The organism is Nitrospirillum amazonense, assembly GCF_007828035.1.
GTDB lineage: Bacteria > Pseudomonadota > Alphaproteobacteria > Azospirillales > Azospirillaceae > Nitrospirillum > Nitrospirillum amazonense.
Window position 1 is genome coordinate 122,481 of sequence record NZ_VITV01000005.1, and the last position, 25,198, is coordinate 147,678.

At 66.3% G+C, this 25,198-nt stretch carries 23 protein-coding genes; 15 read left to right on the forward strand and 8 right to left on the reverse strand.

Going from position 1 to position 25,198, the window contains the following annotated elements:
* Window positions 1-28: 28 nt before the first annotated feature.
* Both FBZ87_RS15690 and FBZ87_RS15695 read right to left on the reverse strand, forming a co-directional pair.
* Complete coding sequence (locus tag FBZ87_RS15690; protein ID WP_145611247.1) at window positions 29-1,105, reverse strand: glycosyltransferase family 4 protein; 1,077 nt, start codon at window positions 1,103-1,105, stop codon at window positions 29-31.
* A complete protein-coding gene (locus FBZ87_RS15695) occupies window positions 1,102-1,923 on the reverse strand; it encodes a UDP-2,3-diacylglucosamine diphosphatase (protein WP_050898217.1) in 822 nt (273 codons plus the stop codon). The genes FBZ87_RS15690 and FBZ87_RS15695 overlap by 4 nt, the downstream gene beginning before the upstream one ends.
* Window positions 1,924-2,072: 149 nt before the next feature.
* Between FBZ87_RS15695 and FBZ87_RS15700 the strand changes: the two genes are divergently transcribed.
* On the forward strand, window positions 2,073-3,074 hold the full coding sequence (locus tag FBZ87_RS15700) for a diacylglycerol/lipid kinase family protein (RefSeq protein ID WP_145611248.1): 1,002 nt from the start codon (window positions 2,073-2,075) through the stop codon (window positions 3,072-3,074).
* Between the two features lie 214 nt (window positions 3,075-3,288).
* Here the strand turns inward: FBZ87_RS15700 and FBZ87_RS15705 are convergent, their stop codons facing one another.
* Window positions 3,289-3,624 (reverse strand): hypothetical protein, encoded by a 336-nt coding sequence (locus FBZ87_RS15705; RefSeq protein WP_088872042.1) that lies wholly within the window; start codon window positions 3,622-3,624, stop codon window positions 3,289-3,291.
* Window positions 3,625-3,926: 302 nt separating this feature from the next.
* Between FBZ87_RS15705 and FBZ87_RS15710 the strand changes: the two genes are divergently transcribed.
* The 6 genes from FBZ87_RS15710 to FBZ87_RS15735 all read left to right on the forward strand — a co-directional run bounded on the left by FBZ87_RS15710 (window position 3,927) and on the right by FBZ87_RS15735 (window position 10,239).
* Window positions 3,927-4,487, forward strand: coding sequence for a F0F1 ATP synthase subunit delta (locus tag FBZ87_RS15710; RefSeq protein WP_145611249.1), 561 nt, complete (start codon window positions 3,927-3,929; stop codon window positions 4,485-4,487).
* On the forward strand, window positions 4,487-6,016 hold the full coding sequence (gene atpA / locus FBZ87_RS15715; protein WP_145611250.1) for a F0F1 ATP synthase subunit alpha: 1,530 nt from the start codon (window positions 4,487-4,489) through the stop codon (window positions 6,014-6,016). The genes FBZ87_RS15710 and atpA overlap by 1 nt, the downstream gene beginning before the upstream one ends.
* A 72-nt stretch (window positions 6,017-6,088) precedes the next feature.
* Window positions 6,089-6,979, forward strand: a complete 891-nt coding sequence (locus FBZ87_RS15720) for a F0F1 ATP synthase subunit gamma (protein WP_145611251.1) — start codon at window positions 6,089-6,091, stop codon at window positions 6,977-6,979.
* A gap of 44 nt (window positions 6,980-7,023) precedes the next feature.
* A complete protein-coding gene (gene atpD / locus FBZ87_RS15725) occupies window positions 7,024-8,463 on the forward strand; it encodes a F0F1 ATP synthase subunit beta (protein WP_145611252.1) in 1,440 nt (479 codons plus the stop codon).
* A gap of 78 nt (window positions 8,464-8,541) precedes the next feature.
* Entirely contained in the window at window positions 8,542-8,967 is a 426-nt protein-coding gene (locus FBZ87_RS15730; protein WP_145611253.1) for a F0F1 ATP synthase subunit epsilon, read from the forward strand.
* Between the two features lie 411 nt (window positions 8,968-9,378).
* Window positions 9,379-10,239: an acyl-ACP desaturase gene (locus FBZ87_RS15735; RefSeq protein ID WP_246134428.1), complete on the forward strand. Its 861-nt coding sequence runs from the start codon at window positions 9,379-9,381 to the stop codon at window positions 10,237-10,239.
* 77 nt (window positions 10,240-10,316) lie between these two features.
* Here the strand turns inward: FBZ87_RS15735 and FBZ87_RS15740 are convergent, their stop codons facing one another.
* Together FBZ87_RS15740 and FBZ87_RS15745 are read right to left on the reverse strand one after the other, a co-directional pair.
* A complete protein-coding gene (locus FBZ87_RS15740; RefSeq protein WP_145611254.1) occupies window positions 10,317-10,712 on the reverse strand; it encodes a WapI family immunity protein in 396 nt (131 codons plus the stop codon).
* Between the two features lie 9 nt (window positions 10,713-10,721).
* On the reverse strand, window positions 10,722-11,201 hold the full coding sequence (locus tag FBZ87_RS15745) for an RNA pyrophosphohydrolase (RefSeq protein WP_145611255.1): 480 nt from the start codon (window positions 11,199-11,201) through the stop codon (window positions 10,722-10,724).
* A 419-nt stretch (window positions 11,202-11,620) separates the two neighbouring features.
* Here FBZ87_RS15745 and FBZ87_RS15750 point away from each other — a divergent pair, with 419 nt between their 5' ends.
* Entirely contained in the window at window positions 11,621-15,106 is a 3,486-nt protein-coding gene (locus FBZ87_RS15750; RefSeq protein ID WP_145611256.1) for an indolepyruvate ferredoxin oxidoreductase family protein, read from the forward strand.
* 100 nt (window positions 15,107-15,206) lie between these two features.
* A complete protein-coding gene (locus FBZ87_RS15755) occupies window positions 15,207-16,439 on the forward strand; it encodes a threonine ammonia-lyase (protein ID WP_145611257.1) in 1,233 nt (410 codons plus the stop codon).
* Window positions 16,440-16,524: 85 nt separating this feature from the next.
* Here the strand turns inward: FBZ87_RS15755 and folB are convergent, their stop codons facing one another.
* From folB to FBZ87_RS15770, 3 genes are all read right to left on the reverse strand, one after another.
* Complete coding sequence (folB, locus tag FBZ87_RS15760) at window positions 16,525-16,968, reverse strand: dihydroneopterin aldolase (protein WP_145611258.1); 444 nt, start codon at window positions 16,966-16,968, stop codon at window positions 16,525-16,527.
* Window positions 16,969-17,010: 42 nt separating this feature from the next.
* The gene (locus tag FBZ87_RS15765) at window positions 17,011-18,048 is read right to left on the reverse strand and encodes a site-specific DNA-methyltransferase (protein WP_246130165.1); all 1,038 of its coding nucleotides are present in this window, start codon (window positions 18,046-18,048) and stop codon (window positions 17,011-17,013) included.
* Between the two features lie 196 nt (window positions 18,049-18,244).
* Entirely contained in the window at window positions 18,245-18,946 is a 702-nt protein-coding gene (locus FBZ87_RS15770; RefSeq protein ID WP_145611260.1) for a ribonuclease HII, read from the reverse strand.
* Between the two features lie 183 nt (window positions 18,947-19,129).
* Between FBZ87_RS15770 and hemN the strand changes: the two genes are divergently transcribed.
* The 6 genes from hemN (at window position 19,130) to FBZ87_RS15800 (ending at window position 25,188) form a co-directional block, all read left to right on the forward strand.
* On the forward strand, window positions 19,130-20,536 hold the full coding sequence (hemN, locus tag FBZ87_RS15775) for an oxygen-independent coproporphyrinogen III oxidase (RefSeq protein ID WP_145611261.1): 1,407 nt from the start codon (window positions 19,130-19,132) through the stop codon (window positions 20,534-20,536).
* A gap of 624 nt (window positions 20,537-21,160) precedes the next feature.
* On the forward strand, window positions 21,161-21,823 hold the full coding sequence (locus FBZ87_RS15780) for an energy transducer TonB (protein WP_145611262.1): 663 nt from the start codon (window positions 21,161-21,163) through the stop codon (window positions 21,821-21,823).
* Window positions 21,824-21,904: 81 nt separating this feature from the next.
* The gene (locus FBZ87_RS15785; RefSeq protein WP_246134429.1) at window positions 21,905-22,834 is read left to right on the forward strand and encodes a MotA/TolQ/ExbB proton channel family protein; all 930 of its coding nucleotides are present in this window, start codon (window positions 21,905-21,907) and stop codon (window positions 22,832-22,834) included.
* Window positions 22,835-22,836: 2 nt separating this feature from the next.
* Entirely contained in the window at window positions 22,837-23,286 is a 450-nt protein-coding gene (locus tag FBZ87_RS15790) for an ExbD/TolR family protein (protein ID WP_004271983.1), read from the forward strand.
* A gap of 25 nt (window positions 23,287-23,311) precedes the next feature.
* A complete protein-coding gene (locus tag FBZ87_RS15795) occupies window positions 23,312-23,734 on the forward strand; it encodes an ExbD/TolR family protein (RefSeq protein WP_145611263.1) in 423 nt (140 codons plus the stop codon).
* Window positions 23,735-23,940: 206 nt separating this feature from the next.
* Window positions 23,941-25,188 (forward strand): hypothetical protein, encoded by a 1,248-nt coding sequence (locus tag FBZ87_RS15800; RefSeq protein ID WP_145611264.1) that lies wholly within the window; start codon window positions 23,941-23,943, stop codon window positions 25,186-25,188.
* Window positions 25,189-25,198 lie beyond the last annotated feature (10 nt).

Genomic DNA, 25,198 nt, shown 5'->3' on the forward strand with positions numbered 1-25,198 from the left:
TCTTCAATGAACGCGGGAACCCCTACGGTCAGCTGGCCTTCTTGGTCTCGTCCGCTCCGGGGGCCAAGCCGGTGTCCAGGGCCGGGGCCGGGTCCAGGGCCGGATGGCCGCGGAAGGGGCGCAGGTTGTTCAGGAACTGCGCGGCGGACGCGGACCAGGAGAAGGTCAGGGCGTGGCGGCGGCACTTGTCGCCCGGAATCTCCAGGGCGGCCAGCGCGGCCTTGCGCAAATCCTCGTCCAGCACGGCCACGTCCGACCCGGCCAGCACGTCCAGCGGCCCGGGCACCGGGTACGCCGCCACCGGCACGCCGGAGGCGAGGGCCTCCAGCAGCACCAGGCCGAAGGTGTCGGTGCGCGAGGGGAAGACGAAGACGTCGCCGGCGGCGTAATGCTTGGCCAGTTCCTCGCCATGCTTGGGGCCGACGAACTGGGCGGCCGGGTACTTGGCCTTCAGTTCGTCCAGCTGCGGGCCGCCGCCCACCACCACCTTGGTGCCGGGCAGGTCCAGCGACAGGAAGGCCTCTATGTTCTTTTCCACCGCCACCCGGCCCACATACATGAAGATGGGGCGGGGGAAGGGCAGGAAGTCCTTCTCGCGCGGGCGGAACAGGTCGGTGTCGACGCCGCGCGACCAGCGCTTGATGTTGCGGAAGCCCCGGTCCACCAGGTCGTTCTCGATGGACGGCGTCGCCACCATGACGGCGGAGGCCGGCGCGTGGAAGCGGCGCACCAGGGCGTAGCTGAGGCGCAGCGGAATGGGGAAGCGGTCGCGGACGTATTCCGGGAAGCGCGTGTGATAGGCGGTGGTGAAGGGAATGCGCCGGCGCAGGCAATAGCGCCGCGCGGCCAGGCCCAACGGACCCTCCGTCGCGATATGGATGGCGTCGGGCGCGATCTCGTCGATCATGCGGCGCAGGCGGGCGCCGGGCTTCAGCGCCAGCCGGATTTCCGGGTATGTCGGCATGGGCACGGTGCGGAAGCGGTCGGGGGCGATGACCTCGACCTCATGGCCCAGCTGGCGCAATTCATCGCGCGTCGTGGTCAGGGTGCGGACCACGCCGTTCACCTGGGGGTGCCAGGCGTCCGTGACGATCAGGATTTTCACGCTGCAGCCTTCTGCGTCGTCCCGCCCGGCTGCCCAGGCTGCCGCGCTGCCGCGCGCTTGCGCACTTCGTCCGCCCAATGAAGGATCTCCAGCGTGCCGTCGGCGTGTTCGACCAATGCGGTGCACGATTCCACCCAGTCCCCGTCGTTGCAGTAGAGGACGCCACCCATGTCACGCATCTCGGCGTGGTGGATGTGGCCACAAATGATGCCGTCGACCTGCCGGCGCTTGGCCTCGTCGGCCAGCGCCTGCTCGTAATTGCCGATGAACTCCACCGCCTTCTTGGTCCGGTTCTTCAGATAGGCGGACAGCGACCAGTACTGGAAGCCGAAGCGGCGGCGGGCGGCGTTCAGCCAGGTGTTCAGGGTCAGCAGCACCGTGTAGGCGCTGTCCCCGACATAGGCCAGCCACTTGGCGTACTTCACCACCGCGTCGAACAGGTCGCCGTGCAGCACCAGGAAGCGGCGGCCGTCGGCGGTGGTGTGGACCGCGTCCTCCAGGATGGTGACGCCGCCGAACTGCAGGCCGATGAAGTCGCGGAAGACTTCGTCATGGTTGCCCGGGATCAGGAAGACCTTGGTGCCCTTGCGCACCCGGCGCAGCACCTTCTGCACCACGTCGTTGTGGGCCTGCGGCCAGTACCAGCCCTTCTTCAGGCGCCACCCATCGACGATGTCGCCGACCAGATACAGGTATTCCGACTCGGTGTGCTTCAGGAAGTCCAGCAGCATGTCGGCCTGGCAGCCCCGGGTTCCCAGATGCAGATCGGAAAGCCAAATGCTGCGGTACCGCCGCGGGGCCTCGTGTTCCGTCTCCATGTCCGTCTCCATGCTACGCCCCCGAGATGACCCACGCAGACAATCAATAGTAATGTTGACAGGGCTATACCGCAGCATGTAGGGCAAGACAAATGGTGATGAAGGTAAGTTCAAGGACTTCACCATATATTCACGGGGCATTCATAAATATGTCTTCCGCCCTTCACTTGGCTGTCACGGAACCTGTGTCCGCGCCCGCGCGCCGACTACTGATCATTCACAATCCTGTGGCGGGCCGTCGCCGGCGGGGCCTGATGGGGCGGGTGGTCGATGCCCTGCGCCAGGGCGGCGCCGACGTGGCGGTGGTGGAAACCACCGGCCCGCGCGACGCCGAGCGCCTGGCCGGCCTGGCCGCCTCCGGCGCGCTGACGGACGGCCGCATTCCCGACGCCGTCGTGGCCTCGGGCGGCGACGGCACCATCAACGAGGTGGTGAACGGCCTCCTGGCGGCGCCGACCCTGTCGCCGCCGGCCCTGGGTCTGATCCCTCTGGGCACGGCCAATGTGCTGGCGGCGGAGCTGGACCTGCCGTTCGGCGTGGCCGAGCTGGCGCGCACCCTGGCGGGCGCGATGCCGCGCACCATCCATGCCGGGCGCGCCAACGGCCGCCTGTTCACGATGATGGCCGGCGTGGGCCTGGACGCCCATGTGGTGGAAGGGGTGGATCCTGGGGTGAAGCGCCGTATCGGCAAGGGCGCCTATGTGCTGGAAAGCCTGGCGCAGATCGCGCGGTGGCCCAGCCCGCGCTATCGCGTGATCACGACGGACGCGGCCGGCCATGTCCGCGAGCACGAGGCCGCGTCCTGCATCGTGGCCAAGGGCCATTTCTATGGTGGCCGCTTCGTCTGCGCGCCCGATGCCCGGCTGGACGAGGGCGGCTTCCACGTCTGCCTGTTCGAGGCGGGCGGACGGCTGGCGGCGCTGGGCTATGGCGCGGCGCTGGTGACGGGCCGGCTGGCCCGCTGGACGGAAGCGAAGGGGGGATTGGGATACCGGATCATGCAGGCGGTGCGGGTGCGGATCGAGGGGCCGGTCGGCGATCCGGTGCAGGGGGATGGCGACACCATCGCCCGGCTGCCGGTGGATATGGAAACGGCGGCGCCTTTCCGTGTGCTGGCGCCGCCGCTCCGCCCCGTGTCCCGTCTGCCCTGAAGGGGCGCTGGTCTGCCCCCTGGCATCAAATCAGGCAACGCTACTGAAGCCGGTGTTCAGGCAACTCTGGTTCCAGGCAACGCTAGGCCACTCGACTGGTACGCGACTCCAAGACTCTATAAACGTCAGGCCACTCAAAATCGGGTTCTCACCAGGCAACTCAGGCTCCGATGGGGCCCATGGCCCCCTCGTTCTTTAGTATAGCAGCGGACGTTCAACGGCCCGCCTGCGCGCCGGCCTCGGCCGTGGCGCGCGGCACGCGGCCCCGCCACACGGACAGGCATTCCTCGGCGCTCTCACCGGTGCCGATGCAGTACCAGCCGCGGCGGTCGTTGAAGTACAGGCGATAGGTGCCGCGGCGATCACGCTCGAACCGGAAGACCGGGCGGTCCAGGTTGGGGAAGCGCACGATCAGCTGATCATGGTCGGGCGCGGTGTGGCGGCTGACCGTTTCCCACAGGCCACGCTCCAGCTTGGGCTGGGCGACGCTGTTCCACTCGGTCAGATCGAAGGGGGTGAAGCGGGCAGAGGAGAAGGGGACGACAGTCATGACTCACCAGCACTCTGCCACCCTGGATCGGAGGCGCCCGGAAGGTTCCGGACTTTTTCGTCAGTGCGCCGGGTGGCTTTGGCGCGTTGAGGGGACTATGCGGCCCCAACTGTTAATGGCGCCTTAAAGCGGGCTGCTCACCCGTGGGATAGTATGCTTTGGATGGAGTGATGGAGTTGCGCCCTGCGGCGCCCTGTGTTATGTGCACGACGCCCGACGCCGGGGTGGTTTTCACCCGGTTCGGACCCACATTGCTAAGGCCCTGAAATCCTTCAGGTCTGCGGATTAACCGAGGTTTCCAGGTGGCATCCCAAGGGACAGTCGTATCCGGACTGGCGGCCCGCTACGCGGCGGCGCTGTTCGACCTTGCCGACGAGCAGAAGGCGCTGGACCAAACCGCGCAGGACCTGACGTCGCTCAAGCAGGTTCTCGCCGAAAGCGCAGACCTGCGTCGCGTTGTGCGCAGCCCCGTCCTGTCGCGTGCCGAGCAGGCCCGCGCCATGGAGGCGGTGCTGTCACAGGCGGGCACGTCCGAGCTTGTGCGCAAGTTTATTGGTCTGGTCGCCCAGAACCGCCGGCTTTTCGCCCTCGATGGCATGATCGCCGCCTTCCTCGCCGAGCTGGCCCAGCGCCGCGGTGAAGAGACGGCCACCGTCATCTCGGCCCGCCCGCTGACGGAAGAGCAGCTGTCGGCCGTGACCGACGCGCTCAAGAAGGCCCTGGGCTCCAAAGTCTCCGTCGCCGCCAGCGTCGACCCGACGCTGCTGGGCGGCATGATCGTTAAGGTCGGATCGCGCATGATCGACAGTTCCGTGCGCACCAAACTGACCAAGCTGAAAATCGCCATGAAAGGGGTGGGCTGATGGAAATCCGCGCCGCAGAGATTTCCGCGATCCTGAAACAGCAGATCGCGAATTTCGGCACCGAGGCCGATGTTGCTGAAGTGGGCCAGGTGCTCTCGGTCGGCGACGGTGTTGCCCGCATCCATGGCCTGGACAAGGTCCAGGCCGGTGAGATGGTCGAGTTCCCGGGTGGGATTCAGGGCCTGGCCCTGAACCTGGAAGCCGACAACGTCGGCGCCGTGATCTTCGGCGACGACCGCGCCATCAAGGAAGGCGACACGGTCAAGCGTACCGGCGCCATCGTCGAGGTTCCGGTGGGCCGCGGCCTGCTGGGCCGCGTCGTGGACGGCCTGGGCAACCCCATCGACGGCAAGGGTCCGCTGGTCGACGTCGTGCGCAAGCGCGTCGAGGTGAAGGCCCCCGGCATCATCCCGCGCAAGTCGGTGCACGAGCCCATGCAGACCGGCCTGAAGGCCGTGGACGCCCTGGTGCCCGTCGGCCGTGGCCAGCGTGAGCTGATCATCGGCGACCGTCAGACCGGCAAGACCGCCGTCGCCATCGATGCCTTCATCAACCAGAAGGGCATCAACGCCGGCGGCGACGAATCCAAGAAGCTGTACTGCATCTACGTGGCCATCGGCCAGAAGCGCTCCACGGTCGCCCAGATCGTGAAGACGCTGGAGGAAGCCGGCGCGATGGAATATTCCATCGTCGTGGCCGCCACCGCGTCCGAGCCGGCGCCGCTGCAGTACCTGGCGCCCTATACCGGCTGCGCCATGGGCGAGTTCTTCCGCGATAACGGCATGCACGCCCTGATCGTGTACGACGACCTGTCCAAGCAGGCCGTCGCCTACCGTCAGATGTCCCTGCTGCTGCGCCGTCCGCCGGGCCGCGAAGCCTACCCCGGCGACGTGTTCTACCTGCACAGCCGCCTGCTGGAACGCGCCTGCAAGATGGCCGACGGCTACGGCGCCGGCTCGCTGACGGCCCTGCCCATCATCGAGACCCAGGCGGGTGACGTGTCGGCCTACATCCCGACGAACGTCATTTCCATCACCGACGGCCAGATCTTCCTGGAAACCGGCCTGTTCTACCGCGGTATCCGCCCGGCCATTAACGTCGGCCTGTCGGTCAGCCGCGTCGGCTCCGCCGCCCAGATCAAGGCGATGAAGCAGGTCGCCGGCACCATTAAGCTGGAACTGGCCCAATACCGCGAAATGGCCGCCTTCGCCCAGTTCGCCTCGGACCTGGACGCCGCCACCCAGCGCCTGCTGAACCGCGGTGCCCGCCTGACCGAGCTGCTGAAGCAGCCGCAGTACAGCCCGTTGCCGGTGGAAGAGCAGGTGGTTTCCATCTTCGCCGGCGTGAAGGGCTTCCTGGACAAGGTGAAGGTCGAGGACGTGAACCGCTTCGAGGCGCGCTTCCTGGACGAGATCCGCAGCAAGGGCCAGGACATCCTGACCGCGATCCGCACCGACAAGCAGATCAGCAAGGACACCGAGGAAAAGCTGAAGGCCTTCCTGGAGAGCTTCTCCAAGGTCTTCGCCTGATCTCCGCAAACGGCGGGCGGCGCCGTCATGGCCGCCGCCCGCCCAAGTCTCCCTAGGAAGTGAAGGCACGGCATGCCCAGCCTTAAGGACCTCAAGATCCGGATCGACAGCGTCAAGTCGACGCAGAAGATCACCTCGGCCCTGAAGATGGTGGCGGCCAGCAAGCTGCGCCGCGCCCAGGAACAGGCCGAAGCCGGGCGTCCCTATGCCGAGCGCATGGGCCGCATGCTCTCCTCCCTCGCTGCCAACGTGCCGGCGGGCGCGCAGGGCCCGAAGCTGATGGCGGGCACCGGTTCCGACAAGACGCACCTGCTGATCGTCCTGACCGGCGATCGCGGCCTGTGCGGCGGCTTCAACGCCACCATCGTCCGCGAGGCCAAGCGGCAGGTTTCCCGCCTGACGGGCGAGGGCAAGACCGTGAAGCTGCTGACGGTGGGCCGCAAGGGCCGCGACCTGCTGCGTCGCGAGTTCGGCTCGATGATCGTCCACAGCTACGAGAACCTGGGCGGCAAGCGCCTGGGCTTCGCCGACGCGGCCCAGGTCGCGGACAAGGTGCTGGAGCTGTTCGACGCCGGCGAGTTCGACGTCGCCTCCATCATCTTCAACAAGTTCAAGTCGGCGATGACGCAGATCGTCACCGTTCAGCAGATCGTCCCGTTCGCCGTGGCGGCCACGACGGAAGAGGCCCCGGCCTCCACCGAGCCGAAGGCCATCTACGAGTTCGAGCCGTCGGAGGAGGACATCCTCAACGACCTGCTGCCGCGCAACCTTTCCATCCAGGTGTACACCGCCCTGCTGGAAAGCTCGGCCTCGTTCTTCGGCGCGCAGATGACCGCCATGGACAACGCCACGCGCAACGCCGGCGACACGATCAAGAAGCTGACGCTTAACTACAACCGCACGCGCCAGGCCTTCATCACCAAGGAGCTGATCGAGATCATCTCCGGTGCTGAAGCGGTCTGACGGCGCCACGACAACATTCGCAAGGGTCCGAGGGAGCTTACCCCATGGCTACGACTAACCAGGCGACCAACGCCGTCGGCCGTATCACGCAGGTGCTGGGCGCCGTGGTGGACGTGCAGTTCGATGCCGAACTGCCCGCCATTCTGAACGCCCTGCACACGCAGAACGAGGGCAAGACCCTTGTGCTCGAAGTCGCCCAGCATCTGGGCGAGAACACCGTCCGCTGCATCGCCATGGACAGCACGGACGGCCTGGTGCGCGGCGGCGCCGTCGCCGACACCGGCGGCCCCATCAACATGCCGGTCGGTCCCGCCACCCTGGGCCGCATCCTGAACGTCATCGGCGAGCCGATCGACGAGCGCGGTGCCGTTGCCTCCGAGAAGACCTACCCCATCCACCGGTCCGCGCCCGAGTTCGCCGAGCAGGCGACCGACGCGCAGATCCTGGTCACGGGCATTAAGGTCATCGACCTGCTGGCCCCGTACCTGAAGGGCGGCAAGATCGGCCTGTTCGGCGGCGCCGGCGTGGGCAAGACCGTCACCATCATGGAACTGATCAACAACGTCGCCAAGGCGCACGGTGGTGTGTCGGTCTTCGCCGGTGTGGGCGAGCGTACCCGCGAGGGTAACGACCTGTACCATGAGATGATTGAGTCGGGCGTCATCAAGCTCGACGGCCCGGGCTCCAAGGTCGCCCTGGTGTACGGCCAGATGAACGAGCCGCCGGGGGCCCGCGCCCGCGTCGCGCTGTCCGGCCTGACCATCGCGGAATACTTCCGCGACGAGGAAGGCCAGGACGTGCTGCTGTTCATCGACAATATCTTCCGCTTCACCCAGGCGGGTGCCGAGGTGTCGGCGCTGCTGGGCCGCATCCCCTCCGCGGTGGGTTACCAGCCCACGCTGGCCACCGACATGGGCGCCTTGCAGGAACGCATCACCTCGACCAAGAAGGGCTCGATCACCTCGGTGCAGGCCGTGTACGTGCCCGCCGACGACCTGACCGACCCGGCCCCCGCCACCTCGTTCGCCCACCTGGACGCCACGACGGTGCTGAGCCGCGCCATCGCCGAACAGGCCATCTTCCCGGCCGTGGACCCGCTGGACAGCACCTCCCGCGCGCTGGATCCGCGCGTCGTGGGTGAAGAGCACTACCAGACGGCCCGTTCGGTGCAGAAGGTGCTGCAGACTTACAAGTCGCTGCAGGACATCATCGCCATCCTGGGCATGGACGAGCTGTCGGAAGAGGACAAGCTGACGGTCGCCCGCGCCCGTAAGATCCAGCGCTTCCTGTCCCAGCCCTTCCATGTGGCCGAAGTGTTCACCGGCACGCCCGGCGTGCTGGTCAGCCTGGAAGACACCATCCGCGCGTTCAAGGGCATCGTGGCCGGCCAGTACGACCACCTGCCGGAAGCGGCCTTCTACATGGTCGGCACCATCGAAGAAGCCGTCGAGAAGGCCCGCAAGATGGCCGCCGAGGCCGCCTGATCGCCTGAGTAGTACCGGGACGGGAAGGGGAACCCCCTTTCCGTCCCTTATCGTAAGACGCTGAACGGAAGCCCCATCATGGCCGATAAGGTTGAATTCGAGCTGGTGTCGCCGGAGAAGCTGCTGGTTTCCCAGCCGGTCGACATGGTGGTCGTCCCGGGCACTGAAGGCTACCTGGGCGCCCTGCCGGGCCACGCCCCCCTGATCACCACGCTGAAGCCGGGCGTGATCGACATCTACCTCGATGGCATCACCACCATCAGCAACCGCATCTTCGTCGCCGGCGGTTTCGCCGAGGTGACCGAGACGCGCTGCACCGTGCTGGCGGAAGAGGCGATCGAGGTTGCGGCCCTGGACCGTGCCGCGGTGGAACAGCAGGTGAAGGACCTGGCCGAGGACGTGGCCGACGCCGCCAACGACGTCGAGAAGCGCGCTGCGGAGGCCAAGCTGCTGGTCGCCCAGGCCAAGCTGGAAGCCCTCGGCACCGGTCCGGCCGCCCACTAAGGGCTGATCCCCGGCAGTTGAGAGCGAATCGCAAAAGGTCCGAAGGGGGCTAGGACATCATGCCTAGCCCCCTTCGCCCTTAGGCAGGCCCCCTAGGACGTAAGCCAGTCCCTTGATTCAGCACAATAGTTCCCACCCTTGACGGGTGGGCATTTTGCCAATTGGCGGCATCGTGCTAGCTTGGCGCCGTGCCGAGCTTGGCGGATGTTACGAATTTGTGGCATACCGGCCGGTGGGGCATCACGAAAAGCCCGCCGGCTTTCCTGTTTCCGGGCGGACCTTTTCGAATTGAGTGGGGTTCGATCGTCGCAGTGGGGGCACGGCGGCGACATCGGGCCCGTATAATGGTCATCGGATGCTGGTACCCGGAAGCGAGGGCGCCGGCCCTGGGGCACGAAGAACGGAACGCGCATGGCAGACGTCAACGGCACGGAATCTCAGGCCACGGAAAGCCGCAACGGTCATTGGACGGTTGCGGGCCTGCCTTGGGACAAGCTGGACCCGTCCAAGGTCAACCCCGATATCCTGAAGCTCATCAAGGCCGCCGCCCTGGTGGAATACAACGGCGACAGCTACGCCGATTACCTGTGCAATGTCTTCGCCGACAACGCGGAGTTCTGCCGGACAGCCCGCCAGTGGGCGGTTGAGGAAGTGCAGCATGGCGAGGCCTTGGGCGCCTGGGCCGAGCGCGTGGACCCCAGCTGGAACTTCCAGGCGGCGGTGACGCGTTTCCGCGAGGGCTACAAGATCGACATCGACGTCAGCCAGTCGGTGCGCGGTTCCCGCGCCGGTGAACTGGTGGCGCGCTGCATCGTCGAGACCGGCACCAGCAGCTATTACACCGCCCTGGCCGAGGCCACGGACGAGCCCGTGCTGAAGCAGATCTGCCGCCACATCGCGGCCGACGAATTCCGGCACTACAAGCTGTTCTACGATTACCTGGGCGATTACCTGACCCAGGAACGCCTGGGCAAGTTCGGCCGCCTGCGCATCTCCCTCTCGCGCATCAACGAGACGGAGGATGATGAACTGTCCTTCGCCTATCACGCCGCCAACGCCGACGAAGGTGCGCCCTACCACCGCGAGACGGCCTTCGCCAATTACGTGCGCCGGGCCTACAGCTATTACCGCCCGCACCACCTGGACCGCATGGTCGCCATGGTGTTCAAGGCCAGCGGCCTGAAGCCCCAAGGCTGGCTGCACGACGTCGCCTCGCGCTACGCTTACAAGCGCATGATGAAGAAGGCCGGCGTGCCCCCGCTGGCCGCCTGACGCCTCTTCCGCGCTGAGAACAAAAACGCCGCCCTGGGTGACCGGGGCGGCGTTTTTGTTTTTGGAGCTGTGGGTGCTCATGCCCATCGATCTAGGATGACCATAATGGGCAGCAGGTGGGTTTGATCGATGGTGAAGCTGAATGAAAGGGTGCTGGCGTCGGCCCATTCGTCCTGAGCGTGTGCTGTCACCCGGACATGACCCCGTCCATCACCCTTGAGCACGAGGCTGAAATTAGAGAACCAGGTGTCCGTGCTTACCTCACCCTTTAGGCTTTTATGCAACCGCCTCAGGTCGCTGCGGAACCGGTCCCAAGCCTGGAGGGAAAGATAGGTCGTGGCCAGGATGCTGCCAGTGAACGGCCCGCCAACTAGGTCCACCTTCATATCGAAGCCATGACCGTCCGGGTCTGCTTCCGGTGGATTAAGGGTCACGCTGCTGCGGCCGTCGCTGATGACGATGCGGTCGTTCATGGCCGGAAATTACCCCACCAGATGCCGGAAGGCAGCGACCACCTGCATGTAGATCTCGCGCTTGAAGGGGACGATCAGGTCCACCGTCCGCTCCAGCGGCACCCATTGCCAGGCGTCGAACTCGGGATGGTCGGTTTCCAGGTTGATGTCGCTGTCCTGGCCGGTGTAGCGGCAGGCCAGCCACTTCTGCTTCTGGCCGCGGTACTTGCCCTTCCACGCCACGCCCACCAGGTCCGGCGGCAGGTCATAGCGCAGCCACTCGGCCGTTTCCTCCAGGATCGTTGCCTGGTTGGTGCCGATCTCCTCCATCAACTCGCGCAGGCCGGCTTCCGCCGCCGTCTCGCCCTTGTCGATGCCGCCCTGGGGCATCTGCCAGGCGCCGGGGGTGTCGCGCCGCTGGCCGACGAACACCAAGCCCTGGGCGTTCAGCAGGCAGATGCCGACACAGGGGCGGTAGGGCAGGGTGCTGGGATCGACCGGCTTCGTCATGGGGTGGGCTCTTCAGAGGGGAAACTGGCGGCAGACTACCGGGTGGAACGGGGCCAGGCCAGCGTGGCGCCCGAGTCGCGGTGTGGAAAAACGGCGGTTCGACGCGCTGAGTGGCAGCCAGCGACAGGGTGTCGGCGGCGGGCGTAAGGATAGAACCTAAATGGCGGCTGCCGGGAACGAGTCGGCGCGATTGCTGCGGTGCTTCCGACAGGAAATATGTCAGCATATATGACCTATTTCCTGTCGCATGCATCCCTGCTTAGATGCCGGGGTAAGCCGAGGGAACATCGGCGCCGGACCTTGGCTGACCCCCAGGCAGCAAGGCACCGTTCCTTGGGACGTCCGCGACCCGACCGCACCGGGCGCAGATATCCCAAGACTAGGCAGGGGACCAGTTTCACCCGAGTGGGAGATGCGTTATGACGCTGGCCGCCGTTACCCTTGATGACAAGTACGTCCTGCGGGACGGCCGGGTCTATATGACCGGGACCCAGGCGCTGGTGCGCCTGCCCATGCTGATGCGCGACCGCGACCGCGCGGCGGGCCTGAACACCGCCGGCTTCATCTCGGGCTATCGCGGCTCCCCCCTGGGGGCCTACGACCAGGCGCTGTGGCAGGCGCGCAAGCACCTGGCCCGCCACGACATCCATTTTCAGCCGGGCGTGAACGAGGAACTGGGCGCCACCGCCGTCTGGGGCAGCCAGCAGGTCAACCTGTTCAAGGGCGCCAAGGTCGACGGCGTGTTCGGCATCTGGTACGGCAAAGGCCCCGGCGTTGATCGCTCGCTGGACGCGCTGAAGCACGCCAATTTCGCGGGCACCAGCCGTCATGGCGGCGTGCTGGCCATCGCCGGCGACGACCACGCCTCCAAATCCTCCACCCTGCCGCATCAGTCCGACCACGCCTTCATCCACGCCTTCATGCCGGTGATGAGCCCGGCCGGCGTGCAGGAGTTCCTGGACTACGGCCTGATCGGCTGGGAGATGTCGCGCTATTCCGGCTGCTGGGTGGGGTTCACCGCCCTGGCCGACACCATCGACACCTCCGCCATCGTGCGCGTGCCCGATGTCACCAGCGGCGTGGTCCTGCCGGCCGATTTCGAGATGCCGCCCGGCCGGCTGAACATCCGCCTGCACGACACGCCGCTGATCCAGGAAGACCGCATGATCCAGTGGAAGCTGGACGCGGCGCGCGCCTTCGCCCGGTCCAACCACCTGGACAAGGTCATCCTGGGCGCCGCCAAGCCGCGCCTGGGCATCGTCACCGTGGGCAAATCCTACCTGGACGTGCGCCAGGCCCTGGATGAGCTGGGCATCACCGCCGAGATGGCGGCCGACCTCGGCATCGCCATCTTCAAGGTGGCCATGACCTGGCCGCTGGAGCCCCACGGCATCCGCGACTTCGCCGAGAGTGCCGAGGAGCTGCTGGTGGTGGAGGAAAAGCGCGCCCTGATCGAGGCGCAGCTGAAGGAACAGCTGTATAACTGGGACCGCCGTCCCCGCATCCTGGGCAAGACGGATGAGGACGGGCGGCCGCTGCTGTCGGAAAAGGCGGAACTGTCGCCCACCACCATCGCGCTGGCCCTTGCCGGCCGTATGGCCAGGCTGGGCCTGATGGTTGACCGGGTGGCGGAGCGGGTGCGGGCCCTGGAGGCGCAGCTGCGCCCCACCGCTTCCGCCAGCACCGTGGTTCGTGCGCCGTTCTACTGCTCCGGCTGCCCGCACAACACTTCCACCCACCTGCCCGAGGGCAGCCGCGGCCTGGCCGGCATCGGCTGCCACTACATGGTGACGTGGATGGGCCGCAACACCGACGTCTTCAGCCAGATGGGCGGCGAGGGTGTCCACTGGATCGGCCAGGCGCCTTTCGCGGGGGAGGAGCATGTCTTCGCCAATCTGGGCGACGGCACCTATTTCCATTCCGGCATCCTGGCGGTGCGCGCCTCCGTCGCCGCCAAGGTCAACATCACCTACAAGATTCTCTACAACGACGCCGTCGCCATGACCGGCGGCCAGAAGGTGGACGGCAGCCTGTCCGTGCACCAGATTGCCCGCCAGCTGGAGGCTGAGGGTGTGGAGCGCATCGTCGTGGTCAGCGACGATCCGGAAAAGTACGGCCTGGGCCAGGGCCTGCCGCCCTTCACCACCATCGAGCACCGCGACGACCTGGACCGGGTGCAGCGCGAGATGCGCGAGATCAAGGGCGTCAGCGTCCTGATCTATGAACAGACCTGCGCCGCCGAGAAGCGCCGCCGCCGCAAGCGCGGCACCTTTCCCGACCCGGCCCGCCGCGTGGTGGTGAACGAACTGGTGTGCGAGGGCTGCGGCGACTGCTCCACCAAGTCCTCCTGCTTGTCCGTGGTGCCGGTGGAGACGGAGTTCGGCCGCAAGCGCCAGATCGACCAGTCCAGCTGCAACAAGGACTTCTCCTGCCTCAAGGGCTTCTGCCCCAGCTTCGTGACGGTGGAAGGCGGGTCCCTGCGCAAGCCCAAGCCGGCCGGCGGCAAGACGGACGCGTTCGAGGCCCTGCCGGAGCCGGCGCGCCGTACCCTGGACCGTCCCTGGAACATCCTGGTGACGGGCGTGGGCGGCACCGGTGTGGTCACCATCGGCGCCATCGTCGCCATGGCTGCCCACTTGGAAAGCCGGGGCTGCACCGTGCTGGACATGGCGGGCCTGGCGCAGAAGGGTGGGGCGGTCACCAGCCACCTGCGCATCGCCGAACGGCCGGAGGACATCCACGCCACCCGCATCGCCGCCGGTGGTGCCGACGTGGTGCTGGGCTGCGACATCGTGGTGGCGGCCAACGCCGACGCCCTGACCAAGATGGCCCAGGGCCGTACCCACGCCATCCTGAACACCCACGAGGCCATCACCGCCGCCTTCGTCACCAACCCCGACTTCCAGATGAACGGCGGGTCCATGGTGGCGACGGTGGCCAAGGCCTGCGGCGCCGACGCCGTCAACGCCGTGGATGCCACCCGCATCGCCACCGGCCTGCTGGGCGACAGCATCGCCACCAACCTGTTCATGCTGGGCTACGCCTATCAGAAGGGCCTGGTGCCGGTCAGCGCCGAGGCGCTGGAGAAGGCCATCGAGATGAACGGGGCGGCGGTGAAGATGAACACCGACGCCTTCCGTTGGGGCCGCCGCGCCGCCCTGGACCAGGCGGCGGTCGAGAAGATCGCCACGCCCAGGGGTCCAGCGGCCGACCAGCCCCACCGCCGCCTGTCGCAGACGCTGGATGAGGTGATCGAGCGCCGCGCCGCCTTCCTGACCGATTATCAGGACGCAGCCTACGCCGACGCCTATCGCCAGTTCCTGGCCCAGGTGCGGTCGGTGGAGGCGGCCAGGGTGCCGGGCGCCGACCAGCTGACTGAGGCCGTGGCCCGCTCGCTGTTCAAGCTGATGGCCTACAAGGACGAGTATGAGGTGGCGCGCCTCTACACCCAGACCGGTTTCCTGGACCAAGTGCGCCAGCAGTTCCAGGGCGATTACAAGCTGGTCTTCCATCTGGCGCCGCCCACCGCGTCCCACGCCGACCCGGCCACGGGCGAGATGCGCAAGCGTGCCTTCGGCCCCTGGATGCTGACGGCCTTCCGCCTGCTGGCGGCTTGCAAGGGCCTGCGCGGCACTGCGCTGGACATCTTCGGCCGCACCGCCGAACGCCGCATGGAACGCCAGCTGATCGTCGACTTCCGCGCCACGGTGGCGGAACTGCTGGCCGGCCTGTCCGAAGACAACCATGCGCTGGCGGTGGAGATCGCGGAGCTGCCGCAGAAGATCCGCGGCTATGGCCACGTCAAGGAGAAGGCCTACGCCGAGGTCAAGGCCAAGGAAGAAGCGCTGCTCCGCGACTGGCGCACCGGCACGCCGGGCCAGTCCACGCCCCTGGCGGCGGAGTAAGGATCAAGCGAAGCAGCCCGCGACAAATCTCCTGTCGCGGGCTGTCGCTTGAGGTCTATGGTTGGCGCCCTCAAGGATGCCGTTCTCAAGGACAGATCTCATGGACAGCAACACGGGCGCGGACAAGGTCACCCTGGAGGATGTGCGGGCGGCGGCCCTGGCGCTGGGCGGCCAGGTCATCGACACGCCCTGCATCCCGTCGCGCACCCTGTCGCGCATCGCCGGCTGCGAAATCTGGGTGAAGTTCGAGAACCTGCAGTTCACCGCCAGCTTCAAGGAGCGTGGCGCCCTGAACCGCCTCTTGTCCCTGACGGAGGAGGAGCGCCGGCGCGGCGTCATCGCCATGTCGGCCGGCAACCATGCCCAGGGTGTCGCCTACCACGCCGGCCGCCTGGGCATCCCCGCCACCATCGTCATGCCCGAGGGCACCCCCTTCATCAAGGTGGAGCATACGGAGAACTTTGGCGCCAAGGTGGTGCTGAAGGGTGCGGTGCTGGCGGAAGCGGCGGCGGAAGCCGAGCGCCTGCAGCGGGAACACGGCTACGTCTTCGTTCACCCCTATGACGACCCATTGGTCATCGCCGGCCAGGGCACGGTGGCGCTGGAGATGCTGAACGCCGCCCCGGACCTGGACGTGCTGCTGGTGCCCGTGGGCGGCGGCGGCCTGATCTCCGGCATGGCCATCGCCGCGAAGGCCCGCAAGCCCGACATCGAGGTCATTGGGGTGGAGGTCACGGCCTATCCGCCCATGTACCAGGCCCTGCACAACCTGCCGGTCAGCGTGGGCGGCGACACCATCGCCGAAGGCATCGCCGTCAAGAACGTGGGCGCCACCACGCTGGAGATCGTCCGGCAGAAGGTCGACGACATCATCCTGGTGGAGGATTGGGAGGTGGAGCGGGCCGTGGCCCTGTTCCTGAACATCGAGAAGACGGTGTCCGAAGGGGCCGGCGCCGCTGGCCTGGCCGCCGCCCTGAAGCATCCGGAGCGCTTCGCCGGGCGCAAGGTGGGCCTGGTGCTGTCCGGCGGCAACATCGACAGCCGCGTCCTGGCCAGCGTCATCCTGCGCCAGCTGGTGCGTGAGGGCCGCATTGTGACCTTGCGCGTGGTCATCCCCGACCGGCCGGGTGCCCTGGGCCGCATCACCACCCTGATCGGCGAGGCCGGCGGCAACATCATCGAGGCCGTGCACCAGCGCCTATTCAGCACCGCCAACGTCAAGGCCACCGACATCGACATCACGGTGGAATGCCGCTCCGCCAACCACGCCGGCCGGGTGGTCGAGGCGCTGCGCAGCAATGGCTTTCAAGTCAAGGCCTTGGCGGGAGAGTGAGCGCCGCCTGAAGTTGACAAGAAAAGAGGCGGCTCGTCGGTGGAAGGACCGGCGGCCGCCTTTTTCTTATCCCGCGTGCCGAGGGTCACCCCCGCTGCCGCGTGATCTCGATCCCGGCGGAGGCGGCGTCGGGGAAGACGTCCAGCTTTTCCACCCGCACCGTGACGCTGTGCACCCGGCCATCGGCCAGCAGGCGCTGGGCCACCGTCTCGGCAAAGGTTTCCACCAGGTTCAGATGGCCCTGGGCCGCCAGCTCGCGGACGATGGTGACGCCGTCCTCGTACGACACCACGTCGGCGATGTCGTCGCGGCGCGCCCCCAAGCGGTCCAGCACCATCATGTCCAGGTTCACGCGCAGGCGCTGGGCCTTCTGCTTCTCATGCTCATAGATGCCGACGGTGGCCATCACCACCAGGTCGCGCACGAAGATGCGGGCCAGCGGCGCGGGATTGGTGACAGCCGGGGAGGCGGACTGCACGGGTACGGCCTTGGCCGGACCGCCGGTCACTTGGGAGAAGAGCTTATTCATAGGGCTCCTCTACCACCCCGGCCGGGTGGCGGGAAGGGCCGCTCAGTGCATCTCGGCGATGACGCGCTGGCGCAGCATGTCGATAGGGGCCAACTGACCGCCCTCGACATAGTGCCAGAAGGTCCAGCCGTTGCAGGCCGGCAGGCCCTGCATGGCCGCACCCACCTTGTGGATGGAGCCGTTGTGCTCACCCAGATGGTTGGCGCCCACCAGGGTGCCGTCGGCCTTGATCCGGGCGCTGTGGCGGCGGCGGGTGTCATAGAGGGTGGTGCCGGGCTGCAGCAGGCCGCGTTCCACCAGCCAGCCGAAGGGGACCCGCGGCTGGGCGCGCTTGGACGGCGGCTCCAGCAATTCGGCCTCGGCCGCGGGCTCCACCGCCGCGATGCGCGACAGGGCCACTTCGGCGTAGGTCTTCTCCCGCTCGATGCCGATCCAGTTGCGGCGCAGGCGCTTGGCCACGGCACCCGTGGTGCCGGTGCCGAAGAACGGATCCAGCACCGTGTCGCCCACGCGGGTGGAACTGGACAGCACGCGGTACAGCAGCGCCTCCGGCTTCTGGGTGGGGTGCGCCTTGTTGCCGTCGGCGTCGCGCAGCCGCTCCGAGCCGGTGCACAGGGGGAACAGCCAGTCGCTGCGCATCTGCAGCTCCTCATTCAGGTTCTTCATCGCCTCATAGGCGAAGAAGTACTTGGCGTCCTGCGACTTGGCCGCCCAGATCATGGTCTCGTGGGCGTTGGTGAAGCGCTTGCCCCGGAAGTTGGGCATGGGGTTGGTCTTGCGCCAGATGATGTCGTTCAGGATCCAGTAGCCCAGGTCCTGCAGGATGGCGCCCACGCGGAAGATGTTGTGGTAGCTGCCGATGACCCACAGCGTGCCGTCGTCCTTCAGGGCGTGGCGGGCGGCGGCCAGCCAGTCGCGGGTGAAGCGGTCATAGGTCGCGAAGTCGGCGAAGCGGTCCCACTCCTCATCCACGCCGTCGACGCGGGTGTGGTTGGGGCGCATCAGGTCGCCCGACAGCTGCAGGTTATAGGGCGGGTCGGCGAAGACCATGTCGACCGAGCCGGCCGGCAGACCCTGCATCAGGGAAACGCAGTCGCCCACAAGTATCCGGTTGGCGGGCGCCGCCTCCCGCACCTTGGACTTGGTCTTGGAGTCAGTACGGGTTTCCGGGGTCTTCAACATGGGGAGTATTCGCCGAATCGGGGTTGATTTTTGCCGACAATGAGTCGGCCCCGAGTCGCCGTCAATGTAATTTTTTAGGCAAGAGTCAGTAGAGTCAAAGGTTTAGAGCTAATTGTTCTGAGATTGGAGCAAATGTACGGCGGTGAGCGGGCGTGACCCCCAATATCTTGATTGCGTCACGATGTTCGGCCGTGCCGTAACCGGCGTTGCGTTCCCACCCATAACCGGGGTGCGACAGGGCCAGATCCGCCATCAGACGATCACGCGTGACCTTGGCGATGATCGACGCGGCGGCGATGGACAGGCTCAGCGCGTCGCCGCTGACCAGGGTGGCGATGCGGGGGCAGGGCAGACCCGGCGGACGCTGGTTGCCGTCCACCAGGGCGGTCAGGGGGGCGGGGCCGCCATCCGCCCCCAGGGCCTCCACCGCGCGCCGCATGGCCAGGAAGGTCGCCTGCAGGATGTTGACGGTGTCGATCTCCTCCACCGTGCTGATGCCGACGCCCACGCGGGCGTTGGCCCGGATGGCGTCGAACAGGGTATCGCGCGCGGCGGCCGTCAGCTTCTTGCTGTCGTTGATGCCGGCGCACCAGGGCGGGGCTTCGGTGCTGCCGGGCGGGCACACGGGCAGGATGACGGCGGCGGCCACCACCGGACCGGCCAGCGGGCCACGCCCCGCCTCGTCCACGCCGCAGACCAGGCTGTCATGGGCGTGGCCGGCATCCAGTTCTGGCCGCAGGGTGGGCGGTCCCAACTGTATGATAATTTCGGAGGTGGGCTTGCGGGGGCGAGGCATCGGTCACAGCTTAAGCACGGGCGTGGCCGCCATGATGGCCGACCGCACCCCTCGCGGGCAAGCGCCGGACCTTCGGGAATGAGGACCTTCGGGAATGAGGAGAGGTTGAGGCAGATCATTTTGCCACCGACGCATCGGGCGCAGCATGCGTCCGTCCCAACATCGTCCCGCCAGGTCCGCCCCATGCGCCCCGATCTCGTCGCCAAGTACCGCAACCAGCGTGTTCCCCGGTACACCAGCTATCCGCCCTCACCGCAGTTCAGCGCGGCGGTCACGGCCGACGACTATCGCCGCTGGCTGGGGCAACTGACGGCGGCCGACACCCTGTCGCTCTATCTGCACGTCCCCTTCTGCCGCAGCATGTGCTGGTACTGCGGCTGTCACACCACCGTGGTGAAGCACGAGGCGCCCATCCGCCGCTACCAGGCGGCCCTGGAGGCGGAGATCGACGCTGTGGCGGGGGCGCTGGTCCCCGACTCTACGCTGTCGAGGGGGGGCGGCCTGCCCCCCGTCACCCATATTCACTTCGGGGGCGGCACGCCCACCTTGCTGCCCCCCGACGCCTTCCTGTCGCTCATGGACCGGCTGGCCCAGCGCTTCGGCCGGCCGGCCGCCACGGCGGAGATCGCGGTGGAGATCGACCCCCGCACCCTGACCCCGGCCATGGCGGCGGCCTTGGGGCAGGGCGGTGTCACCAGGGCCAGCCTGGGCGTGCAAAGCTTCGACGACCGGGTGCAGCGGGCCATCAACCGCATCCAACCGTACGCCGCCACGGCGGAGGCGGTGGCCCGCCTGCGGCAGGCCGGCATCGGCGGCATCAACCTGGACCTGATCTACGGCCTGCCCCACCAGACGGTGGACAGCTGTGTCCAATCCGTGACCCAGGCCCTGGAATTGGCGCCGGACCGGCTCAGCGTCTTCGGCTATGCCCACATGCCGTCGCTGAAGGCCCATCAAGGCCGTATCGAGACGGCCGCGCTGCCTGGGGCCACCCAGCGGACCGAACAGGCGGCCGCCATGGCCGAGACGCTGGAGGCGGCGGGTTACGTCGCCATCGGCCTGGATCATTACGCCCGCAAGGACGACGTCATGGCCACGGCCTATGCCGCCGGCCGGCTGAAGCGTAATTTCCAGGGCTATACCGTCGACACGGCCACGGCGCTGCTGGGCTTCGGCGCCTCCGCCATCGGGCGCACGCGCGGGGGATATATCCAAAATAAGGTGGAGGTGCCCGCCTACCTTAAGGCGTGGGAAGCCCATGCGGCGGGTGAGGGCACGGGATGGGCCGTGGCCAAGGGCCTGGCCCTCAGCGATGACGACAGGCTGCGCGCCGACATCATCGAACAGTTGATGTGCCGCTTTTCGGTGGACTTAAGCGATACCTGCCGCCGCCACGGTGGTTCTTTGGAAGAGATCCTGACCCCGGCGACCCGCCGCGCCTTGGCCGCGCTTGCCGACGATGATATGATAATCTGTGATAAAACTAGGGTCGAGGTAAGGGAGGAGGCTCGACCCCTGGTCCGCAGCGTCGCGGTTCTGTTCGATGCTTACTTCGATCCGGAATCGGGACGGCACAGCTATGCCGTGTAGATTTTTTTCAGAATTTTTCAAGATGGGGCGGATCGCCGCGTCCGCGAAACCCATGGTGTTCCCGGCCCGCTTTCACAATGTGCCTTAGAAGACTGAAAAGAAACAGTCCCACAGGTTAACGGAGGAGAGTCCCCAAGCCCCTGCTGCAATGCAGCAAAATGGCGATCGTGCCCCGCGAAAGTTGCATGAAATTACGAAGGCTGGCTGGTTTAAGACAGGCAGTGACCGAGAGAGTCATTTCCTGCATACCTGCCGCTTGCGTGCGTCTTAGAAATCGGGCATACGAAAACGCAACAAGGCTCGACTGTGAAGGTCGACAACGATCGCAAGCGGTGTTCAGGTCCGTGAAAAGCGGGCCGTGGTGCTTGGGGCTGGTGTTTGTCAGGTTATGAAATAACCGGATGTGCACCACGGGTGCCGGATACTGCTTCGCAAATGAATTGGAGGCAGATGTGGGAAGGTCGGTGTTGGTCGACCCCAGGATTGCGTTTCGATGTCCAGGCGGACCCCAGGTCCCGGGCATCACGGATTCCCCCCGTTCTGCCTCCCGTGAATCACTTCCGCTCGGATGCGCCGCGGCGTTTTCCGATGCGGTGTCTTCCTTCGTGATGTGACCGCAGGAAAATGCCTTACACCGCAAAACAATCGTCAAGCAGCCGGTTGATCGGGCTGGTCGCCACAGTCCTCATCCAGGCCGGCATCGTTTACGCTCTCGTCACCGGTCTTGCGAACAAGGTCGTCGAGGTGGTCAAGGGTCCTGTGGAGACCAAGATCATCGAAGAGATCAAGGACGAGACCCCGCCGCCGCCGCCGCCGCCGCCGCCGCCGCCGCAGACCGTGCAGCCGCCGCCGTTCGTGCCGCCGGTCGAAGTCAACATCGAGACCCCGCCGCCGCCGGTGGTGGCCTCTGTGTCGACGGCCAAGCCGCCGACGCCGCAGCCGCCCGTCGCTCCGGTGCAGCCGACTGCACCGCCGGCTCCACCTTCCACCCCGGTGAAGCTCGATCAGGCGAGTTTCGGCCGATATCAGCCGGAATATCCGTCGGCGTCCTCGCGCCTGGGTGAAGAGGGTCGCGTCGTCTTCCAGGTCTACTGCGATGCCAACGGCAGGGTCACAGATGCCAAGGTTGCTGAATCCAGCGGCCACGAGCGTCTGGATGAAGCGGTAGTCAAGCAGGCCCAGCGTGGCGTGTGGAAGTGCACCGCCGAGACGCAGGACGGCAAGGCGCTGGCGACGTGGTCGTCCACCAAGATGGCATACCGCTTCCAGCTCAAGGACGCGCGTTAACAGTTCAAGAAAACCGGGGCCTCTTAGACGCGGATGCGCAAGGGTTCCTCATCCCCTCAACCCAAATGTGTTGGAATTGTCATGAGCATTAGGGAGCGTTTCAAGCTGACCGCCGGTTCCATGGTGCGTTTCGCCATGGTGGCCCTGGTCGTCGGTACCTTCACCTCGGTCGCGGTCGCCCAGACCACGACCCCGTCCACCGACAGCTCGGCCCCGGCCGCCGCCGCTCCGGCTCCGGCTGCTGATCAGGCCGCTCCGGCCGCCGCGCCCGCGGCCGACACCGGTGCCAGCGATGTCGCCGCCCCGGCGGCCGCCACCGCGACCGTCGAGAACCCGTACGGCCTGAACGCCCTGTGGAACGGCGGTGACTTCGTGTCCCGCGGCGTGCTGATGATCATGGTCATCATGATGACCGGCACCTGGTACATCATCGTCACCAAGCTGATCGAACAGACCCTGCTGCTGCGCTCCGCCGCCCAGGCCGACAAGTCCTTCTGGACCGCCCCGTCCCTGGCCGACGGCGCCGCCAAGCTGAGCAAGAACAGCGTGTTCCGCATGCTGGTCGAAGACGGCCTGCGCGCCACCGAGCACCACGAAGGCACGCTGGTCGACCAGATCGACCTGCACACCTGGGTGACCATGCAGCTGCAGCGCTCGGTCGATAGCATCAGCAACCGCATGAAGGGCGGCCTGGCCTTCCTCGCCACCGTCGGTTCGACCGGTCCGTTCGTCGGTCTGTTCGGTACGGTGTGGGGCATCTATCACGCCCTGACCAACATCGGCATCGCCGGTCAGGCCTCGATCGACAAGGTCGCCGGCCCCGTCGGTGAAGCCCTGATCATGACCGCCATCGGTCTGGCCGTCGCCGTGCCCGCCGTGCTGGGTTACAACTGGCTGCTGAGCCGCAACAAGACCGCCATGGACCGCGTCCGCAACTTCTCCGCCGACCTGCACGCCCTGCTGGTCAGCGGTGGTCGTCTCGGTGCCGGCAAGTCCGCTCGGAGCGCGTAAACATGGGGATGAACGTCGGTTCTGCCGGCGATGGTGATGATGATGGCGAGGTCGTATCGGCGATCAATACGACCCCCCTCGTCGACATCATGCTGGTGCTGCTGATCATCTTCCTGATTACGGTCCCCGTCGTCACCCACACGGTGAACGTGGACCTGCCGAAGGAACGTAATCAGCCTACCAAGACGAAGCCGGAAAACATCGTCATCGCGGTCAACCGCGACGGCGACATCTTCTGGAACGAGTCCAAGGTGCCGGACTACAGCGCGCTGCTTGAGAAGCTCAAGGTGCGCGCCGTGGAACAGCCCCAGCCGGAAGTCCACATCCGTGGCGACAAGAATGCGCGCTACGAATATGTGGGCCGGGTGGTGGTCGCGGCCCAGCGGGCCGGCATCGTGAAGATCGGTTTCATCACCGAGCCGCCGGCGGGCGCGATCCCGGTCGCGCACTGACGGTTCCGCCGAAGGAGTTTAAGCCATGGGTATGAACGTTGGCGGAGGTGGTGAAGACGAAGCCATGATGGACATCAACACCACGCCGCTTATCGACGTGATGTTGGTGCTGATCATCATGCTGATCATCACCATTCCGATCCAAACCCATGCGGTGAAGTTGGACATGCCGTCGGCGACCCCGCCGCAGTCCAATACGACGCCGCCTGAGGTGGTCAACATCATGGTGGATTTCGACAACACGATTCAGTGGAACGGAACCACCGTTGATCGCCATGAACTTGAGCTGCGTCTGAAGGACGCCGCGCTCAAGAACCCGCAGCCCGAGGTTCATCTTTGGCCGAACAAGCTGGCCAAGTATAACACCGTGGCGATGGTCATGGCCTCGGCCCAGCGCCTGGGCGTGACCAAGCTGGGTCTGGTGGGTGCGGAACAGTTCATGGACTAAGTCCGTGTCTACGGCGGCCTCGTTACCCGAGCTGGTCTTGGGATGCGGGGCCGCCGTAACCGTTTTCGGGGCTCGTGATCTTTTGGGGGCACGGGCCTTTTTCGGGATGCCTGTCCCTATTTCACCCCAATTGCCGATTTAGATTTCCCGATATGAGGGGCCGCTCGTCGGTCCAGCCCTTCAACAAAGCAGGTAGAGTCCTCGGAATGATCGCCACGCACTTCCTTCGTGCCGCACTGCTCGCCTCGGCGCTCACCATGGGCGGCGCCGTTGTCATCAGCGCCACCACGCCGGCCCACGCCGCCGAAGCCAAGAAGTTCAGCCCGGAAGTCGGCAAGCCGCTGCAGGAAGCCCAGAACGCGCTGAAGGCGGGCAAGTTCAAGGAGGCCTTGGACAAGATCGACGAGGCCGAGAAGGCCAGCAAGACGAAGTCGGCGTTCGAGACCTGCACGTTTGAGACGCTGCGCGCCTCCGCCTACAGCGGCCAGAAGGACATGGGCAATTTCGCCAAGTCGCTGGAAGCGACCCTGTCGAGCTGCCAGCTGGCTGATGCCGATAAGGTGAACCGCGATAAGCTGATCGCCGAGGCCTACTTCAGCGTGAAGAACTATCCGAAGTTCTCCGCCGCCTCCGATCGCTACTACAAGGATGGCGGCACCGAAAGCCGCCTCAAGGAACTGGCCATCCAGATTTACCTGGACCAGAAGGACTACGCCAACGCCTCCAAGGCCGCGCGTGCCATGATCCAGGCCCAGGGCGGCAAGCCGTCCAAGACGCTGCTGCAGACCATCGCCAGCGCCGAATACAACATGGACCACAAGCCCGCCTTCCTCGACGCGATGGAGCGGATCCTGGTGAATTACCCGGATCAGGAAAGCTGGGAAAGCGTGATCCGTGGCGTGCAGAAGCTGCCGGGCTTCAATTCCAACCGCCTGCAGATCGACGTGCTGCGCCTGCAGATCGGCGCCGGCCTGGTGAAGGATCCGGGCCCGTACCTGGAATTCGCCCAGCTGGCCATGAGCGACGGCCTGGGCACCGAGGCCAAGGCCGTCATGGACAAGGGCTTCAAGGCCGGCATCCTGGGCAAGGCCCAGGGCGACCGCGAGAAGCGCCTGGCCGACATGGCCGGCAAGCAGGTCGAGGACGATCAGCGCAAGCTGCCGGACGACGAGAAGGAAGCGGCCGCTCAGCCGGACGGCAAGCAGCTGGTCAAGGTTGGCACGCAGTACCTGGCCCTGGGCAATGCCGCCAAGGCCATCGAGGTCATCCAGGCCGGTATCAAGAAGGACCAGCTGAAGTATCCGGAAGAGGCGAAGCTGCGCCTGGTGCAGGCCTATCTGGCCGCCGGCCAGAAGCCCAAGGCGCTGGACACCATGAAGAGCATCAAGGGCACCGACGGCACCGCCGACATCGCCCGCCTGTACCTGATCCAGGCCGGCGTCAGCCCGTTCTGATCCGTCCGGC

Bases quoted from the DNA above. Each gene is read 5' to 3' on its own strand.
- atpA (WP_145611250.1), top strand. From the start codon at position 4,487: ATGGAAATCCGCGCCGCAGAGATTTCCGCGATCCTGAAACAGCAGATC.
- FBZ87_RS15695 (WP_050898217.1), bottom strand. From the start codon at position 1,923: ATGGAGACGGAACACGAGGCCCCGCGGCGGTACCGCAGCATTTGGCTT.
- FBZ87_RS15750 (WP_145611256.1), top strand. From the start codon at position 11,621: ATGACGCTGGCCGCCGTTACCCTTGATGACAAGTACGTCCTGCGGGAC.
- FBZ87_RS15795 (WP_145611263.1), top strand. From the start codon at position 23,312: ATGGGTATGAACGTTGGCGGAGGTGGTGAAGACGAAGCCATGATGGAC.
- hemN (WP_145611261.1), top strand. From the start codon at position 19,130: ATGCGCCCCGATCTCGTCGCCAAGTACCGCAACCAGCGTGTTCCCCGG.
- FBZ87_RS15705 (WP_088872042.1), bottom strand. From the start codon at position 3,624: ATGACTGTCGTCCCCTTCTCCTCTGCCCGCTTCACCCCCTTCGATCTG.
- FBZ87_RS15740 (WP_145611254.1), bottom strand. From the start codon at position 10,712: ATGAACGACCGCATCGTCATCAGCGACGGCCGCAGCAGCGTGACCCTT.
- atpD (WP_145611252.1), top strand. From the start codon at position 7,024: ATGGCTACGACTAACCAGGCGACCAACGCCGTCGGCCGTATCACGCAG.
- FBZ87_RS15745 (WP_145611255.1), bottom strand. From the start codon at position 11,201: ATGACGAAGCCGGTCGATCCCAGCACCCTGCCCTACCGCCCCTGTGTC.
- FBZ87_RS15700 (WP_145611248.1), top strand. From the start codon at position 2,073: ATGTCTTCCGCCCTTCACTTGGCTGTCACGGAACCTGTGTCCGCGCCC.
- FBZ87_RS15790 (WP_004271983.1), top strand. From the start codon at position 22,837: ATGGGGATGAACGTCGGTTCTGCCGGCGATGGTGATGATGATGGCGAG.
- FBZ87_RS15765 (WP_246130165.1), bottom strand. From the start codon at position 18,048: ATGCAGGGTCTGCCGGCCGGCTCGGTCGACATGGTCTTCGCCGACCCG.
- FBZ87_RS15800 (WP_145611264.1), top strand. From the start codon at position 23,941: ATGATCGCCACGCACTTCCTTCGTGCCGCACTGCTCGCCTCGGCGCTC.
- FBZ87_RS15755 (WP_145611257.1), top strand. From the start codon at position 15,207: ATGGACAGCAACACGGGCGCGGACAAGGTCACCCTGGAGGATGTGCGG.
- FBZ87_RS15785 (WP_246134429.1), top strand. From the start codon at position 21,905: ATGAGCATTAGGGAGCGTTTCAAGCTGACCGCCGGTTCCATGGTGCGT.
- folB (WP_145611258.1), bottom strand. From the start codon at position 16,968: ATGAATAAGCTCTTCTCCCAAGTGACCGGCGGTCCGGCCAAGGCCGTA.
- FBZ87_RS15730 (WP_145611253.1), top strand. From the start codon at position 8,542: ATGGCCGATAAGGTTGAATTCGAGCTGGTGTCGCCGGAGAAGCTGCTG.
- FBZ87_RS15720 (WP_145611251.1), top strand. From the start codon at position 6,089: ATGCCCAGCCTTAAGGACCTCAAGATCCGGATCGACAGCGTCAAGTCG.
- FBZ87_RS15735 (WP_246134428.1), top strand. From the start codon at position 9,379: ATGGCAGACGTCAACGGCACGGAATCTCAGGCCACGGAAAGCCGCAAC.
- FBZ87_RS15770 (WP_145611260.1), bottom strand. From the start codon at position 18,946: ATGCCTCGCCCCCGCAAGCCCACCTCCGAAATTATCATACAGTTGGGA.
- FBZ87_RS15780 (WP_145611262.1), top strand. From the start codon at position 21,161: ATGCCTTACACCGCAAAACAATCGTCAAGCAGCCGGTTGATCGGGCTG.